At 66.1% G+C, this 15,733-nt stretch carries 15 protein-coding genes; 8 read left to right on the top strand and 7 right to left on the bottom strand.

Annotated features, from left to right (window positions below; genetic code table 11):
• The first annotated feature begins 24 nt into the window (after window positions 1-24).
• The 8 genes from AC1D2L_RS07450 to flaF all read left to right on the top strand — a co-directional run bounded on the left by AC1D2L_RS07450 (window position 25) and on the right by flaF (window position 6,554).
• Entirely contained in the window at window positions 25-1,095 is a 1,071-nt protein-coding gene (locus AC1D2L_RS07450) for a flagellar basal body P-ring protein FlgI (RefSeq protein WP_476845231.1), read from the top strand.
• Window positions 1,095-1,469 (top strand): rod-binding protein, encoded by a 375-nt coding sequence (locus tag AC1D2L_RS07445; RefSeq protein ID WP_476845194.1) that lies wholly within the window; start codon window positions 1,095-1,097, stop codon window positions 1,467-1,469. The genes AC1D2L_RS07450 and AC1D2L_RS07445 overlap by 1 nt, the downstream gene beginning before the upstream one ends.
• Window positions 1,456-1,944: a hypothetical protein gene (locus AC1D2L_RS07440; protein ID WP_476845193.1), complete on the top strand. Its 489-nt coding sequence runs from the start codon at window positions 1,456-1,458 to the stop codon at window positions 1,942-1,944. The genes AC1D2L_RS07445 and AC1D2L_RS07440 overlap by 14 nt, the downstream gene beginning before the upstream one ends.
• 288 nt (window positions 1,945-2,232) lie before the next feature.
• Window positions 2,233-2,688, top strand: a complete 456-nt coding sequence (locus tag AC1D2L_RS07435; RefSeq protein WP_476845192.1) for a hypothetical protein — start codon at window positions 2,233-2,235, stop codon at window positions 2,686-2,688.
• A gap of 248 nt (window positions 2,689-2,936) precedes the next feature.
• On the top strand, window positions 2,937-4,241 hold the full coding sequence (locus AC1D2L_RS07430) for a flagellin N-terminal helical domain-containing protein (RefSeq protein ID WP_476845191.1): 1,305 nt from the start codon (window positions 2,937-2,939) through the stop codon (window positions 4,239-4,241).
• Between the two features lie 187 nt (window positions 4,242-4,428).
• Window positions 4,429-5,742, top strand: a complete 1,314-nt coding sequence (locus AC1D2L_RS07425) for a flagellin N-terminal helical domain-containing protein (protein WP_476845190.1) — start codon at window positions 4,429-4,431, stop codon at window positions 5,740-5,742.
• A gap of 58 nt (window positions 5,743-5,800) precedes the next feature.
• Window positions 5,801-6,193, top strand: coding sequence for a flagellar biosynthesis repressor FlbT (gene flbT, locus AC1D2L_RS07420; RefSeq protein WP_476845189.1), 393 nt, complete (start codon window positions 5,801-5,803; stop codon window positions 6,191-6,193).
• Complete coding sequence (gene flaF / locus AC1D2L_RS07415; RefSeq protein WP_476845188.1) at window positions 6,177-6,554, top strand: flagellar biosynthesis regulator FlaF; 378 nt, start codon at window positions 6,177-6,179, stop codon at window positions 6,552-6,554. Before flbT ends, flaF begins: the two co-directional genes overlap by 17 nt.
• A 104-nt stretch (window positions 6,555-6,658) precedes the next feature.
• On the opposite strand, the gene AC1D2L_RS07410 is transcribed toward flaF, so the two are convergent.
• From AC1D2L_RS07410 to AC1D2L_RS07380, 7 genes are all read right to left on the bottom strand, one after another.
• Window positions 6,659-8,158, bottom strand: coding sequence for a hypothetical protein (locus tag AC1D2L_RS07410; protein WP_476845187.1), 1,500 nt, complete (start codon window positions 8,156-8,158; stop codon window positions 6,659-6,661).
• A gap of 11 nt (window positions 8,159-8,169) precedes the next feature.
• Entirely contained in the window at window positions 8,170-10,032 is a 1,863-nt protein-coding gene (flgK, locus tag AC1D2L_RS07405; RefSeq protein ID WP_476845186.1) for a flagellar hook-associated protein FlgK, read from the bottom strand.
• Between the two features lie 60 nt (window positions 10,033-10,092).
• Window positions 10,093-11,463, bottom strand: a complete 1,371-nt coding sequence (locus AC1D2L_RS07400; protein WP_476845185.1) for a flagellar hook protein FlgE — start codon at window positions 11,461-11,463, stop codon at window positions 10,093-10,095.
• 179 nt (window positions 11,464-11,642) lie between these two features.
• Window positions 11,643-12,650, bottom strand: coding sequence for a YcjF family protein (locus AC1D2L_RS07395; protein ID WP_476845184.1), 1,008 nt, complete (start codon window positions 12,648-12,650; stop codon window positions 11,643-11,645).
• A gap of 16 nt (window positions 12,651-12,666) precedes the next feature.
• Window positions 12,667-14,112 carry a YcjX family GTP-binding protein gene (locus AC1D2L_RS07390; RefSeq protein ID WP_476845183.1) on the bottom strand — a complete coding sequence of 482 codons (1,446 nt, stop codon included), beginning with the start codon at window positions 14,110-14,112 and terminating at the stop codon, window positions 12,667-12,669.
• 13 nt (window positions 14,113-14,125) lie between these two features.
• Complete coding sequence (locus tag AC1D2L_RS07385; RefSeq protein ID WP_476845182.1) at window positions 14,126-14,641, bottom strand: SixA phosphatase family protein; 516 nt, start codon at window positions 14,639-14,641, stop codon at window positions 14,126-14,128.
• Window positions 14,642-14,796: 155 nt separating this feature from the next.
• A complete protein-coding gene (locus tag AC1D2L_RS07380; RefSeq protein WP_476845181.1) occupies window positions 14,797-15,642 on the bottom strand; it encodes an AAA family ATPase in 846 nt (281 codons plus the stop codon).
• Window positions 15,643-15,733: the final 91 nt, after the last annotated feature.

Raw genomic sequence — 15,733 nt, 5'->3', positions numbered from 1 at the left:
CTCGCTGCCTTGCTGGCGCTTGGCATGGCCATGGCTGCGAGCCCGGCCCAGGCATTGTCACGGATCAAGGACCTCGCCTCCGTCGAAGGCGTCCGCAGCAACCAGATCCTCGGCTACGGCATCGTCGTCGGCCTCAACGGCACCGGCGACACCCTCAACAACGCGCCCTTCACCAAGCAGTCGCTCACGGCGATGCTGGAGCGGCTGGGCGTCAACACCCGCGGCGCCAATATGCGCACCGCCAACGTCGCCGCCGTGATGGTGACCGCGAACCTGCCTCCCTTCGCCACGCAGGGCACCCGGCTCGACGTCACGGTCTCCGCGCTCGGCGATGCCAAGTCGCTGCAGGGCGGCACGCTCTTGGTCACGCCGCTGCTCGGCGCCGACGGCGAGGTCTATGCGGTCTCGCAGGGGCCGGTCGCGATCTCCGGCTTCCAGGCCGAGGGTGACGCCGCCAAGATCACGCGCGGCGTCCCGACGGTCGGCCGCATCGCCAATGGCGGCGTCGTCGAACGCGAGATCGACTTCGCCCTCAACAAGCTCAAGACGCTGCGCCTGTCGTTGCGCAACCCCGATTTCACCACCGCGCGCCGCATGGCCGCCGCGATCAACGATTTCCTCGGCGGCGACGCCGCGGAGCCGACCGACCCCTCGACCGTCGTGCTGCAGATCCCGCCCCGCTTCCAGGGCAACATGATCCGTATGCTCACCGACATCGAGCAGCTCAAGATCGAGCCTGACCAGCTTGCCCGCATCGTCATCGACGAGCGCTCGGGCATCATCGTGATGGGCAAGGATGTCCGCGTCTCCACCGTCGCGGTGGCCCAGGGCAACCTGACCGTCACGATCAGCGAGCAACCGCAGGTCAGCCAGCCAAACCCCTTCTCCAATGGCGAGACGGTCGTGACGCCGCGCACCAACGTGAAGGTTGATACGCAAGGCGGGAACAAGCTCGGCATCGTGCGCGACAGCGTCACCCTCGCCGAACTCGTCGACGGACTGAACGCGCTCGGCATCGGCCCGCGCGACCTGATCTCCATTCTCCAGGCCATCAAGGCAGCAGGCGCCCTGCAGGCCGAAATCGAGGTGATGTGATGAGTGCTACGCTCGCCCTACCCGCCGCCAAGCTCGCACTGAACGTTGCCGGCAACGTCCTGGAGGGCATCAAGAACGCGCTCGACCCGGTCAAGGCCAAGGCCAAGAAGCAGGCCGACGACTTCGAGACCGTGTTCCTCGAGCAGGTCACCCAACAGCTTTTTGCGACGCCGGAGGGCACCGAAGGCCCGCTCGGCGAGAACGGCACCGGCGGCGGCATCGCCAAGTCGCAGCTGACCCAGCAATACGCCAAGCAGATCCAGAAGGCCGGAGGCCTCGGCCTCTCCGACCAGATCATGCGCGATCTCCTGCGCGTGCAGGAACAGTCGACAGGCGCCGCCCAGGCCAGCGGGGTCTCGAATGTCGGTCGCTAGACGCGTTCTCGACGAGCGCCCACGCATCGCCAGCGCGCTCGACGCGAGGGCCCTGATCGAGGCCGTCCTCGAGACGCTTGCCGCCCTGTCCCACCTCGTCGGCGAGGAGACCGAACTCCTACGGGCCGGGCGCCTGCCCGAGGCGATGGCGCGCGAACCCCGCAAGGCCGAGCTCGCCGGTGTCTATATGCGCGGCGTCGAGCAGGTGAAGCTCAACGCGGTCGCGCTGGCCCGTTTTGCCCCCGACCAGGTCAAGCGCCTGAAATCGGCCCATATTGGCTTCCAGTCGCTGATAGACATCAACCAGCTCGTCCTGGCGACCGCGCGTGCGGTCTCTGAATCGATCGTGCGTGATCTGGCGGCGGATGCCAACAAGCCCACCCGCGCTGCCGGCTACGGCCCCGCCGCGACGGTCGGAGCCGGCGCGTTCTCACGGCCGAACTCCGGGCCTTTGGTGATTTCCCGCAGCCTCTGAGCGGCCCCCTGCAGCACGGGTCGCCTGCCTTGGTCGAATGGGCGGCGCCAGGCGCCCTCATGGTAAAGAAGATCGTGCCGCCAGGCGTCAACCTCGGCACGGCCTAGCCCGATCGGGATAGATCGCGACTGCACAGAGATCCGCCAACATTTACCTAATTTCCTAACGTCATATTCAAAGTCTTCTGCAATTGTTCCGTGGTCGGTTGGGCAAACGCTGCCTGGCCTCCTGACCCTTAGGTGACACGCGGCGCGAATTCGCCGTTGCACGCTCCAGAAGGAGTGGACCATGGACTTCTCAAGCGCGACCAGACCCGCGCCGATCAGCGCGACGAACGCCACTCCCCGCGCGGATATCGTCGCGGCGCGAAATAGCGTGCCTGTCGACCTTCCTCCCGAAAAGACCGTGCAATCGGCGCAGGCCGGCGACGCCGTGCTGTTCGAGATCCGCACCCGGACACGCGAGGAAAGCGGCGAGTCAGCCGCCCAGCGGCGCACCGGCGCAGACCGGCAGCAGGAGCAATTGCGAGCCGATCAGCTGCGCGAGGGAACCGTCGAGCGGCGCCTGGTCATCGATACGCGCAGCCGTTCCATCGTGCTGCAGGAGAAGGACCCCGATACCGGCGAGACAATCTCGCAGCTGCCGGACGAAGCTCTGTTGAAGCTGCGGATCTATTCGCGCGAATTGACCGACCGAGCTCGCCAGAACAGCGAGCCTAGCCCCTCGGTCGAACGGACAGCCTGAACTCGCATCCGGCATCCCATGCGGACGCCCGCCTCGCGCGGGCGTTCTGCGTTGCCGCCTCGGACAAGCGGGATCGCCAGACCCGGGCTCGTTAAACGGCGCTTAACCACATCGCCGCTCAGCCCCGGTTCGGCGCAATTCGCCGGTCGAAATTTACGGCTTGTTACGGTCTGGCGGACGAGTGTCCTCGGGTCGCAGCCAGAATGGCCCGACGCCAGAACGGCATCATACCAGAAGGTATCAATCACATGGCCACCATTTCTCTCTCGTCGGGCGTTCGCAGCGCCCTGACCTCGCTCTCCTCGACCGCCGCCTCCTCGGCTCAGGCCCAGTACCGTCTCGCCACCGGCAAGAAGGTCAACTCGGCCGTCGACAATCCCGTCAACTACTTCACCTCCGCGGGCCTCAACGACCGCGCTGGCCAGTTGACCAACCTGCTCGACGGCATCTCGAACGGCATCCAGACTATCCAGGCTGCCTCGCAGGGCCTCGACTCGATCACCAAGCTGGTCAACTCGCTCCAGTCGACCGTGAAGCAGGCTCAGGCTGACAACGCCGCCAACCGTCCCACCAAGGCCGGTACCGCGCTGGCAATCGCTTCAGAAGCCACCGCGACCTCAAAGAGCCTGAAGGACATCGCGCTCGACAAGGTCGTCACCGGCACCGCCGCCGTCGCGGCCTCTTCTGGCGTCGCTGGCTCGCTGGGCTTGACGGGCGCCAGCGTTGCGCTGTCGATCACCGCTGGCAAGACCACCTATACCGCCGCCATGACCGCCGGCTTCACGGTCCGCGACCTCGTGAATGAAATCAACAAGTCCGGCGTGGCCACTGCTTCGGTCGACGATGCCGGCAAGTTGAACGTCACCGGCACGGGCTCCGATACCCTGAAGATCGGCCTGGGCTCCGGAACGGACGCAGCCACCGCACTCACCAATGCTCAGTCGACCGCGCCGAACGGCAACACGCTGATCGGCCTCGGAGCCACCGACTACTCGACCGGCATCTCGGCGAGCGGCAACTCGACCGTCCGTACGAACCTGACCTCCCAGTTCAACGACCTGCGCACGCAGATCGACCAACTGGCCAAGGACGCGGGCTTCAACGGCAAGAACCTGCTGACCGGCGACAAGCTGTCCATCGTGTTCAACGAGAAGACCGGCTCCAACCAGTCGAAGCTCGACGTCCAGGGCCAGACGGTCACCTCGGCGAACTTCGGCATTGATACGGCGGTCAGCGGCACCGCGACCGGCGCGCAGTTCAACATCCAGGACGACGCGTCGCTCGAAAAGGTCGCCGACACGCTCACCAACGTGCTGACGTCGATCCGTTCGACCGCTTCGTCGCTCGGCTCCAGCCTTTCGGTCGTCCAGGCTCGCCAGGACTTCACGAAGAACCTCGTCAACACCCTGACCCAGGGCGCTGACAACCTGGTTCTGGCCGACACCAACGAGGAAGGCGCCAAGCTCCTGGCTCTCCAGACCCGCCAGCAGCTCTCGCAGACCGCCCTCAGCCTGTCGAGCCAGGCCGACCAGGCCGTCCTGCGCCTGTTCTGATCCTTACCCCGCAGAAGCGGGTTCACCCACAGAACGTGGGAAAGACAAGTCAAACGGCGGGGCGCAAGCCCCGCCGTTTCTGCTTGTCGAGCGCATGTTGTCGTTAACCCAATATTAGCCTTAACAAAGCATGTTTCCCCGAGAACAGACTGGCCGGCGCTGAATGCGCCATTAGGGAAACACAGCGATGGCCAACACGATCCTCAGCAGCGGCGTCCGGAACAACCTGCTCACCTTGACGCAGACGACGGCCGAACAGGGCGCCATCCAGAACAGGCTGGCGACCGGCAAGCGCGTCAATTCCGCCATCGACAACCCCGTCAACTACTTCACCTCCGTCGGGCTCAACGACAGGGCCGGTCAGCTGAAGGGGCTCCTGGACGGAATTTCCAACGGTATCCAGACAATTCAGGGCGCCTCGCAGGGCATCGACGCCATCACCAAGCTGGTGAGTTCGCTGCAGTCGACGGTCAAGCAGGCGCAGGCCGACAATGCCGCCAACCGTCCCACCAAGGCCGGCACGGCCCTCGCGACGACCGGTGAAGCTGCCGCGACATCGAAAAGCCTCAAGGACGTCGCGCTCGACAAGGTCGTCACCGGCGCAGCGGCTCTGGCGGCATCGCCTGGCGTCGCGGGCTCGCTGGGCGTGGCGGGCGCCAGTGTCGCGCTCTCGATCACGGCCGGCAACACCACCTACACTGCGGCCATGACGCCCGGGTTCACGGTCCGCGACCTCGTCAACGAGATCAACAAGTCCGGTGTCGCCACCGCCACGGTCGATGATTCCGGCAGGCTGAACGTCACGGGGACCGGCTCCGATACCCTCAAGATCGGTCTCGGCACCGGCGCTAACCCGGCAGCGGCCGTCACCAACGCCCAGTCGACCGCACCGACAGGCAACACCCTCATCGGTCTCGCAGCCACCGACTATTCGACCGGCATCTCCGCCAGCGGCAACTCGACCGTTCGCACGAACCTCGTCAAGCAGTTCAACGATCTGGCCGACCAGATCAACAAGCTCGCCAAGGACGCAGGCTACAACGGCAAGAACCTGCTCGACGGCGACAAGCTCTCGATCATCTTCAACGAGAAGACCGGCAGCAACCAGTCCAAGCTCGAGGTGCAGGGCGAGACGCTGACCGCCTCCAATCTCGGTATCCTGACGGCTGTCAGCGGCACCCCTGGCTCGCCGAACACGCAGTTCAACATGCAGGACGACACCGCCCTGAACAACATGGCCGATACGCTGACCGGCGCCCTCACCTCGCTGCGCTCGATCGCCTCCACGCTGGGCTCCAACCTCTCGGTCGTCCAGACCCGCCAGGACTTCACCAACAACCTGATCAACACGCTGACCGTCGGCGCCGACAACCTCGTGCTCGCCGATCCCAACGAGGAAGGTGCCAAGCTCCTGGCCCTCAACACCCGCCAGCAGCTCTCGCAGACCGCACTTTCGCTCGCCTCCCAGGCCGACCAGGGCGTGCTCAAGCTCTTCGGCTGACCAAGACGGCGGGGCGCGCGGCCTCGCCTCTCTCACCCGCCAGAAGGCAGGACCGGACATGGCTCTCAAAGTCGAACTGAAGCCCAACGAGCGGATCATCATCGGACAGGTGGTGATCCGCAACGACGCCCAGCGGACGCGCTTCTTCATCGAAGGCGAGGCGCCGATCCTCAGGGAAAAGGACATCCTTACCGCCGATACCGCCGGCACGCCGGCCAAGAAGATCTATCTGGCGATCCAGCTGATGTATCTGGCGCAGGATCCGACGCACCAGCACGACGTCTATTTCCAGCTCGTGCGGGACTTCGTCCAGGCCGCTCCCAGCGCCCTGCCGCATATCCATGAGATCAATAACCGCATCTTAAGCAGCGATCTCTACAAAGCTCTCAAGGCAGCCAAACAGCTGATCGCGTACGAAGCGGAACTCATCGAGAATGCAACACGGGTTTAATGCGTACGCCTCCGCCGCCAAGACGGCCCAGTCGACAGTCTCTCCTCGCGAACTCGAAGCCTCGTTGCTGATCAAAGCGGCGACCCGCCTTCAGGCACTTGTCGACGACTGGTCGCGCCCAGATCTCAACCGGGAACTCGACGAGGCGCTGAGCTATAACCGCAAGCTCTGGACGCTGCTCGTTTCCGCGATCATCGCCGAAGACAATCCGCTGCCCGTCGAGATCAAGCGCAACGTCCTCAGCCTCGCCAATTTCGTCTTCAACCACACCTTCCGGATCGCTGCGGCCCCGAACCCGGCGTCGCTCGACAGCCTGATCTCGATCAATCGCGACCTCGCCATCGGCCTCCGCGGACGCTAAGCCGCCATCGGCACCGGCGCACGCCCGCACGATCCAACCAGTCCACGAAAAAGGGCGCCCCGCAAGGTGGCGCCCTTTTTCTATCGGCCGGTGTCGAAAACGCCTCAGAGATAGTTCGTCAGCGTGAGCTTCGACAGGATCGAAGTCGTCTGGTAGCTCGCCTGCAGGCGGTTCTGCAGGGCCAGGAGCTGCATCGCGACCTCCTCGGTCGAGATGTTCTCGACGCCTTCGACGGTCGAGGTCAGATAGTTCTTCGTGCTCTCGTTGCGCTCCTTGGCCCGCGCCAGCGAGGTCTGCGCCGAGCCCAGCTCGGTGATGATCTCGGCGGGCTTCTGGACACCCTCGCCAAAGCCCAGTTGCTGGCTGACGCGCGAGATCAGCGACTCGTAGCCGGCCTGCGGGTGCGCATCGGTGGTCTTGAACTTCTCAAGCGCAAGCACGGCGAAGGCAGCGAGCCCGACCTGGAAGGCCTCCTCATTGGCACGCGCACCGGTTCCGACGATCTGTGTCTGGTCGACCTGCACCGTCGAGGTCTGTCGCGCCGAGCCGGCTCCGTCCTCGCCCTTGTACCAGCTCACGGTGCGGTTGGCGTCGGCGGCAGGCGCGGCGGTATAGTCCGCCGTGTCGACGCGCTCGGGTGGCGTGCGGGAGAAGAAGTCGTTGGCGGTGTAGACAGCGGAGGCCGCCCGCAATTCGGTCTGTGCGCCCTTGGACAACGCCGCGGCGATGGACGTGCCGATGGCCGCAGCGGTTGCGGCTGGATCGGCGCCGATCTCGAAGCTGGTGGCGTCGTCGCCCGTCATGCCTGTCGCGCGCGCAGTCAAGGTGACGTCCTGTGTGGTGCCGTCGGGAAGGCCGAGCTTGAACCGCAGCGTCTCGCCAGCCAGAGGAGGCCCGACCACATTGACCGAGAAGCCTGCGGGCGGCCCCACCACCGGATTGATCACGAGCGCCGCCGAGTTCGTCGTCGCAGGCGGCGTCGCGAGTTGGAAGCCATAGGCGGCGTTGACCGCTTCGCGCGTCACGGTCGCGGTCGTGCCGGCCACCGCGGTGGTGAGCCGGCCCTGCCCGTCCGCCCCATCGGCGAGCTGGCGCTCCTTGATCAGCGTCTCGAGCCCGTCTCGGCCGGCGCCATCGCCATAGAAGATGTCCTGGAAGCCCGCCACCGGCTCGACGTCGGATGTCCGTCCGGAGAAGAGGTAGCGGCCGTTCACGTTGGTGTTCAGGAGATCGAGCGTCTGCTTGAACTTCTCCTCGGCCATGATCTGCGGGGCCGAGAGTCCTGTCGAGCTCGGCACATAGCTGTTGGAGCGCGTGTCCGTCACGGTTTCGCTGGTGAGCTTGGCGAAAATCTCGACAGCTCCCGACATCAGCTTCAGGTTGACGTTGGCCAGCTGGATTCCCGACAGCCAGGAATCGATCGAAGAGATCTTGGCGTTGAGATCCAGGCTGATGCGCCGGTCGATACCGAGCCCCGAGAACGTCTCGCTGCGCTTCTGCGTCGTCAGCTGGCGCTGCAGGCCGTCGAGCTGCGTCCGGGACGAGACATAGGTGTCGGTCCTGGCCGAGCGATAGGCGCCGCTGCCGTAGGAGGTGATGGTCATGGCACGCTTCCTCAGACTCTCATCAGGACGTCCATCATCTCCTTGACGGTCGAGATGATGCGCGCATTGGCGGCGTAGGCCGCCTGAAGTTCGATCAGTGTCGCCATCTCCTGGTCGACGTTGACCTGGGATGTCTCCTGGAAGCGGCTCTGCACGGCCGCCAGCGCCACCTGCTGGCCCTCGTTCAGGCGCTTTGCCTGCTCGACGGCCTGTCCCTGCGAGGAGACGACGCGCTGCACCAGGCCCGAGACGGTCGCGGTGCTGGTCGCGTTGGAGCCGCTGATGCCGACGGCGTTGCTGATCGCACGCTGGCTCTGGGTGAGCCGCTCCAGCATCAGCGCCGGGCGCGTCGTGTCGCCCTGCGGGGTGGTCGCGGAGAACGCCGCAAGCTTCGAGCGGTCGGATATCAGCCCGGGGTTGACCACGATGCGACCGGCAAATCCGGTCGTCTGCGAGCCGCCCTCATAACTTCCCGTGAACAGGGCATTGCCATTCCCGTCCACGAAGAACGGCAATTCGGCCGAGCCCGACGCATCGAGCGTGCCGCTGGTGGGACGTGCCGTGAGCCCCAGCACGTCGCGCGTGCCGGCCGCGCCGTCATCGGCGACCGCGAGGCTCGTGCCATCGTAGGAGACGGTGAAGCTCGTCCCCAGCGCGGCCTGCATCTGGGCCTGCACAGCAGCCGGCGCGGCCGAGAAATCGACGCCGACGACGCGGTTGCTGGTATCGCCCTGCGCCGAGACGGGCAAGCTCGTCCCAGCGGCGACATTGACGAAGGTGACGCGCTGGTTTCCGCCCGACGGCGTCGCCTTGTAGTCGAAGCTGATGCTGTTGCCGCGCTGGAGCGTGCTCAGGTCGAAGCCGAGCGCGACCTGGCTGGCCGGGGCGGCGCCTGTGACTGTGCCCGAAATTTGCCGATCGGACAGCGCGGTCGCCATCTGCGAGGCGATCTCGTCGAGCTGGGCCTGCGCCTGGACCAGTGTCGTGTCGCGCAGTTCGACGAGGGCTGCGATCGACCCGGAGCGGAAGATGCTGTTCCCGATCGCATCGATGCTGTTGCCGCTGGAATTCGTCAGTTTGATCGTGCCGACGCCGCGCTGCGACGCATCGAGGCTCCATTGGGAGGTCGCGTCGATATTGGTGTGTTCGTCGAAGGCGAGCGTGATCGCTGGCCGCCCGTCGAAGATCTGCGTCCCCGAGGTCGTGACGATGCTGAGCGAACCGCGGGCATCCTCGCTCGTCTTGATGTCGATATACTGCGAGAGCTCGGCAACGATCCGGTCGCGCTGGTCCTTCAGCTCTGCGGTGGAGTTCTGCGCGGGAGCGCCCACGATCTTCGCATTGACCGACGTCAGCGAATTCAGCAGCGAGTTGACCTGCGTGACCGCATCGCCGATCCCGACCTCGGCCTGCGCGCGCAAGGCCTGGACACCGTCGGAGAGGGTGTTCAGCCGGCCGGCGAGTTCCTGGGCGGCATCGATCACGCCGGTGCGCAGGCTGTAGGACGAGGGATCGTTCTGCAGGGCTTGCAGCGAGCTGGTAAAGCGGTTGTAGACCGAATCCAGCGCCGTCGTGCTGCCCGGGGAGCCATAGAGCTTGTCGAGGCTCGACAGCGCCTCGGCGCGGGTCGCGGTATAGGCCGCGCCCGAGGTTTCCTGCCAAAGCTGGCGTTGCACGATCACGTCGAGCAACCGCTGGACGGCCGTCGTCGCCGTCCCGACCTGATTGCCGGCCAGCGTATCGACCGTCGCAACCTGGCGCCGGATGTAACCGGCCTTGTCGGCATTGGCGACGTTCTGGGAAACGACGCCGATGCCGATCTGCGTCGCGTTGAGCCCCGCGACAGCAGTGCTCAGTGAGGTACTCAGACCCATGGTCGACTCCTGCTCTTAGTCACGCCCGTCCTGGGCTGTGCCGGGATCGTCGCGACTGCGTCAGCGGATGATGCTGAAGACGTCGCGGAGCATTTCCTGGGCGGTGCTGATCACCTTGGTGTTGGCCGAATAGGCCTGCTGGGTGATGATCATCTTCGAGAACTCGTCGGCGATATCGGTGTTGGACTGCTCGACATTGCCGCCGATGAGCTGGGAGGTGCCGAGGCCGACGATCGGGGCGCCGGATTCGATGGTCTCCTCGAAGGCGCCGCCATCCAGGCGCTTCAGCGAATTGCTCGCGTTGAAGCGCGCGACGGCGATCTGCGCCAAGGCAACGACCTGGCCGTTGCTGAAGGTACCGATGACCTGGCCTTCATTCGAGACCGAGACGCGGTCGAGCGTGCCGGCGGTGTAGCCATCCTGGCGGATGCTGCGGGCATCGATCTGGCCGCCCACATCGCCGTTCTGGGTCAGGCCGTTGCCGCCGGTCTCGATCGTGATCGGGGGCAGCGTATGTCCGGCGATCACCAGGCCGGCGGGCAGCGTGATGTTGCCGTTGGTGGGAGTGACGAGTTGCCCGGTCTGGCCGAAGACGACGTCCGTGCCGACATTCTGGTAGGCGACAGCCGCTCCTGTAGCGCCGGTATCGATGCCGACGAAGAGGTTCCAGGTGCCGGTCGTCGGCGGAACCGCCGCGGCATCGCCATTGTCGATCTTGGCCCAGCGCAGCTCGACGCTCGATGCCTGGCCCAGCGCATCATAGACCGTCACCTGCCCGCCCGGGATCGAGTCCCGCAGGAAGCTCGACAGAGTGTTGCCGGTGACGTTGCCGCCGGCGAGGCTGGTGGCGGGGTTCAAAAGCTCCGAGCCGCCGGCTGCCTTGTTGGCGGTCGCTGGCGTCGCCGGAATATTGGCGCGGTACTCGATCGAGGCCGTCGCCTTTGCCGGAAACTGCTCCTTGGTGATCCGCAGCACATCCGGCTGCGTGCCGATGAGCTGGCCCGTCACCTGGTCGATCTTCAGGCCTTTCAGGTAGTAGCCCGAGCCGTTTACGAGGTAGCCATTGGCGTCGAAGTCGAAGTCGCCGCGCCGGGTGTAGAGGTTGCTGTTGGCAAACTGCGTGCTTCCGCCGACACCGCTCGAACGCTGGTCGACCACGAAGAAGCCGTCGCCATTGATCGCGACATTGGTGTCGATGCGGGTCGCCGTCAGGTCCCCCTGGATGGTGTTGGTCGCCTGGCTGTAGGCGGCGACCGAGCCCGACACCTGGCGGTTCAGTGCCGAATCCGGCACCAGGTCGGCGAAGGTCGTGTCGACGCGCTTGAATCCGGCCGTCCTGGAATTGGCGATGTTTCCGGAGATGTTCTCGAGCGCATAGGACTGCGCCTGCATCCCGGAAACCGCCGTCGTCAACGCACTGAAGACACCCATTAGACCCTCACCTCGACCGGCGCCCTGATTGGGCAGCCCTCAACTTCGAGGCAAACACTGCACGGCTCATGCCATGCAGTGCGTCATTATTTATCAGTGGGTTGCATGGTTTCCGAAGCGCTTCGCGGCGGTTTCGACCGGGCAGAAATCCCCGCCACCGGCAAAATCTGCCGAGGCGATCAGGTCTCGGGGGTGGACCCGCGCCAGCCGCTCAGGTCGCCCGCGACATCGGCGAGGGACGGCGGCTGCGCCTCGACGAAGGGCAGCGGACGGCACACCGCCATCGCCGCCAGACCGATACGGGCCGTGAGCAGGCCGTTCAGAACGCCCTCCCCGAGCTTGGCCGAAAGCCGGGCCGCGAGCCCCTGCCCAACGACCTGCTGGATCACCGCATCGCCAGCCGCAATACCGCCTGTCACGACGAGATGGCCGAGCACCTGGCGCGCCAGCCGCAGCAGGCCCAGCGTGCCCGGCCGCCCTGCATAGATCCCGGCGATAGCCCGCAGCAGGCGCGCGCAGGCGATCAGCACGAACAGAACATCGACGAGTGCCCGCGGGCTCACCGCCGTCACCAGCGAGACGCGTCGCGCTGCCTGCGCGATCTGCGCCTGCGCGGCCGTGTCGAGCGGCAGCATCAGGCTGCGCTCGGCCACCGTGAGCACATCGCGCGCCGCAAACAGCTGCGGCATGGTTTCGCTCAGTGCGGCGCGGCCATTGGCGGTCTGGGCGCGCGAGGCATAGAGCCCGATCAACTCGCCAGCGATGGCCTTGCCCTCATCCAGCGTCCCCCCCGCAAGTGCAGCGACGGCACGGGCCCTCAGCGCCTCGACCTTGCGCTCGCGCAGGATGTCGCGCAGCACGCGCGCCAGCATCACCAGCAGCGCCAGCAGCGCGATCCCGGCGCAGACCAGCGCGGCATAACCCAGCACCGGGTTCTGGTTCATCAGCGAGACGATGGTGCGTTCGGCCCAAACGCCGATCAACAGCGTCAGGAAACCGGAGAGCCCGGCCACGAACAGCGTGCCCCATAAAAAGCGGCGCCGGGCAACCGGGACAGCAGCGGGCTCGATCGCGTCGATCGGCTCGCTCTCGGGCAGGATCGCGACCCCGCTCGCGCGAGGCTGCCAGGCCTCGGCGGAATCCGAGACGGGCGCGTCGAGACGAACGGCGCGGGGTGCCTTGCTCATGATGCGCGCGCCTCCCTCATGCCAGCCGGTCTCCGATAAGGAATTCGAGCGCCCGGTCGAGGCGGATTTGCGGCGGCGGCTGGGTCCGTCCCCCTGCATCGGGCACGACGAGCGGCGGCCGAAAGCGCGGCGCGCGGATCTGCCAGCGCGCGGCGGGGTCGAAGATCGCCTCGGGACGCTCCGGCAACTCGCCGGGAAAAATCGCGGCCTCGCTGAGACCGTCGAAGACCTCGCCGTCGACGACCTCGCCGGCCTCGGGCACGCCCGCGATCGCCGGCAGTTCCTCGCGCCCGGACTTGATCCGCACCTCGCGGGTCGCGCGCACGGCGGCCAGCGCCATCGTTTCGACGCGTGCACCCGCCCCCTGCGCACGCCCGGCGGCGCGCCCCACGAGATGGGCCATCACCGCCGCGAGCCGGTCATGGCTGGTATGGTGGACATGGTCGGCCTTGGTCGCGGCAAACAGCACGCGCTCGATCCGCGGCGAGAACAGGCTCGTCAGCCACGAATTGCGCCCGACCTGGAAAGCCGCAAGCGCCTGGCCGAGCGCGGTTTCGAGATCGGCCAGCGCCGGAGCCCCCGCGTCGAGCGCCGCCAGCGCATCGACCAGCACGATCTGGCGGTCGAGCCTGGCGAAGTGATCGCGGAAGAATGGCGTCACCACGACGCGCTTATAGGCCTCGAAACGGTCCGCCATCAGCCCGGCCAATGTGCCTGGCTGAGGTTCGGTGTCGGGCGCGAGATCGAGCGGCGCGAAGGTCAGCGCCGGCGAGCCCTCGAGATCGCCGGGCATCAGGAAGCGTCCCGGCGGCGTCACCGCCACCGCTTCCGGATCGGCCCGCAGCCGAGCGAGATAGTCCTTGAACACGGTGCTGGCGGCCTCGGCCGAGAGCTCGTCGGCCGGCCCGGACGGATCGCGTCCCGGCAGATCGGCCAGCCATGCCGACGCGACCGCGCGCCGATGGGGTTTGCGCGCGTCAGACACGGCCTGCGCCGACCAGGCCTTGTAGTCCTGGCCGATCAAGGCGAGATCGAGCAGCCACTCGCCGGGATAGTCGACGATGTCGAGCGTCAAGGTGGCGGGTCCCTTGAACCAGCCGCTGGCGCGCTCGTAGTCGATCTCGATGCGCAGCTCCGAGATCCGCCGCGTCGACTCAGGCCAGCGACGTTCCAGCCCGTTCAGCGCCGCGCGATGCGCCTCGTAGGGAAAGCGCGGAATCTGCGGATCGGGCTGCGGCACCAGCCGGACGCGCGCGATGCGCCCTTCCGTGGCGGCCTTCAGCACCGGCAGCTTTGCGCTCTCAATCAGGTTCTGGATCAGGGCGGTGGTGAACACCGTCTTGCCCGAGCGGGACAGGCCGGTGACGCCGATCCGCAGGCGTGGGCGCGCCAGGCCGAGCAGGCTGTCGCCAAAGGCCAGCGCCGCGTTGCGGGCGTCGTCGAGATAGGAGGATTGGCTCAAGAGTTTGCGCAGCTCACTCGTCGGGGCCTTCGCCGAGCGAAGCCGGCGTTACGAAGCGGTCGAGCCTGCCGCCCCGCGGCTCGACATCGCGCCAGTCCTCGACGGCGAAATCGAGCACGGCGAGCCCGCAGGTCGGATATTTCTGCGCCATACGCGCGGAGGCGTAGCGGTCGCCATGGCCGGTCAACTGCGCCGCCAGTTCCTCGAAGCCCGGATTATGCCCGATCATCAGCAGCGTCCGGACCCCGGGCTCGGTCTCCTGAACGACGCGCAGAAGCCTTTCAGTCTTGGCCTCGTAGATTCGCGGCTCGACATGCGTGCCCGGCTTCTCGGGCAGCATCGGCGCCACCAGTTGCCAGGTTTCGGCCGTACGCAGCGCGGGCGAGATCAGCACGAGGTCGGGCAACAGGAGTTCGTCGGCGAGGTAACGCCCGATGACCGGCGCTGCTTCGCGGCCACGCGCCGCGAGAGGCCGGTCGCGGTCCGCGACACCCGCGGGCCAGTTCGATTTCGCGTGACGGAGCAGCATGAGGCGTCGCATCACGCCAACCTAATCATCGCAAGCCGCTTTGACGAGATCGGCCACCAGATATCAACGTCATTGCGAGCGAAGCGAAACAATCCAGGCGTCGTAGAGCTCTGCAGCTCGCTAGATTGCTTCGCTTCGCTCGCAATGACGGAAACTCAACGGTTCTCCCGGCGCGTCATGAAGGCGAGCTTCTCGAACAGAGAAACATCCTGCTCGTTCTTCAGCAGCGCACCGTGCAGCGGCGGGATCAGCTTGCGCGGGTCGCGCTCGCGCAGCATCTCGGGCGTCATCTCGTCGGCCAGCAGCAGCTTCAGCCAGTCCAGCAGCTCGGAAGTCGACGGCTTCTTCTTGATGCCTGGAACGTCGCGTACCTCGAAGAACAGCTTCAGCGCCTCCTCCATCATCCGCTTCTTGATGCCGGGGAAATGCACCTCGACGATCGCCGCCATCGTCTCCGCGTCAGGGAAGCGGATGTAGTGGAAGAAGCAGCGGCGCAGGAAGGCGTCGGGCAGCTCCTTCTCATTGTTGGAGGTGATGATGATCACCGGCCGCTGCGCTGCCCGAATGGTTTCGCCTGTCTCGTAGACGTGGAACTCCATGCGGTCGAGCTCGAGCAGGAGGTCGTTGGGAAACTCGATATCCGCCTTGTCGATCTCGTCGATCAGCAACACCGGCCGCTTGGTTGAGACGAAGGCCTCCCACAACTTGCCGCGCTTGATGTAGTTGGCGATGTCGGAGACCCTCGCGTCGCCGAGTTGGCTGTCGCGCAGGCGGCTGACCGCATCGTATTCGTAGAGCCCCTGCTGGGCCTTGGTCGTCGACTTGATGTGCCAGGTGATCAGCGGGGCGCCGAGCGCAGCCGCAATCTCCTCGGCCAGCACCGTCTTGCCGGTTCCGGGCTCGCCTTTGACCAGCAGCGGCCGCTCCAGACGTATCGCGGCATTGACGGCTACCGTCAGGTCTTCGGTCGCGACGTAATTCTCGGTTCCGGCAAATCGCATGAAAAGTCCTCTGATCGACAGCGGCGACGCTAGCCCATCGGGCGCCGACGCGGGAAGCGAAAATCCTGCAGGGCCCGGCACGAAGCGTCCG

Source organism: Allobosea sp. P1_B10 (genome assembly GCF_056406735.1).
The sequence above is the reverse complement of the archived record's forward strand: the minus strand, read 5'-3'. Positions and strand labels throughout refer to the sequence as shown.

What these genes read in the sequence shown, in the direction of transcription:
- flbT (WP_476845189.1), top strand. Translation starts at nt 5,801, where the DNA reads ATGGCTCTCAAAGTCGAACTGAAGCCCAACGAGCGGATCATCATCGGA.
- AC1D2L_RS07400 (WP_476845185.1), bottom strand. Translation starts at nt 11,463, where the DNA reads ATGGGTGTCTTCAGTGCGTTGACGACGGCGGTTTCCGGGATGCAGGCG.
- AC1D2L_RS07440 (WP_476845193.1), top strand. Translation starts at nt 1,456, where the DNA reads ATGTCGGTCGCTAGACGCGTTCTCGACGAGCGCCCACGCATCGCCAGC.
- AC1D2L_RS07380 (WP_476845181.1), bottom strand. Translation starts at nt 15,642, where the DNA reads ATGCGATTTGCCGGAACCGAGAATTACGTCGCGACCGAAGACCTGACG.
- flaF (WP_476845188.1), top strand. Translation starts at nt 6,177, where the DNA reads ATGCAACACGGGTTTAATGCGTACGCCTCCGCCGCCAAGACGGCCCAG.
- AC1D2L_RS07410 (WP_476845187.1), bottom strand. Translation starts at nt 8,158, where the DNA reads ATGACCATCACCTCCTACGGCAGCGGCGCCTATCGCTCGGCCAGGACC.
- AC1D2L_RS07445 (WP_476845194.1), top strand. Translation starts at nt 1,095, where the DNA reads ATGAGTGCTACGCTCGCCCTACCCGCCGCCAAGCTCGCACTGAACGTT.
- AC1D2L_RS07425 (WP_476845190.1), top strand. Translation starts at nt 4,429, where the DNA reads ATGGCCAACACGATCCTCAGCAGCGGCGTCCGGAACAACCTGCTCACC.
- AC1D2L_RS07450 (WP_476845231.1), top strand. Translation starts at nt 25, where the DNA reads ATGGCCATGGCTGCGAGCCCGGCCCAGGCATTGTCACGGATCAAGGAC.
- AC1D2L_RS07385 (WP_476845182.1), bottom strand. Translation starts at nt 14,641, where the DNA reads ATGCTGCTCCGTCACGCGAAATCGAACTGGCCCGCGGGTGTCGCGGAC.
- AC1D2L_RS07430 (WP_476845191.1), top strand. Translation starts at nt 2,937, where the DNA reads ATGGCCACCATTTCTCTCTCGTCGGGCGTTCGCAGCGCCCTGACCTCG.
- flgK (WP_476845186.1), bottom strand. Translation starts at nt 10,032, where the DNA reads ATGGGTCTGAGTACCTCACTGAGCACTGCTGTCGCGGGGCTCAACGCG.
- AC1D2L_RS07395 (WP_476845184.1), bottom strand. Translation starts at nt 12,650, where the DNA reads ATGAGCAAGGCACCCCGCGCCGTTCGTCTCGACGCGCCCGTCTCGGAT.
- AC1D2L_RS07435 (WP_476845192.1), top strand. Translation starts at nt 2,233, where the DNA reads ATGGACTTCTCAAGCGCGACCAGACCCGCGCCGATCAGCGCGACGAAC.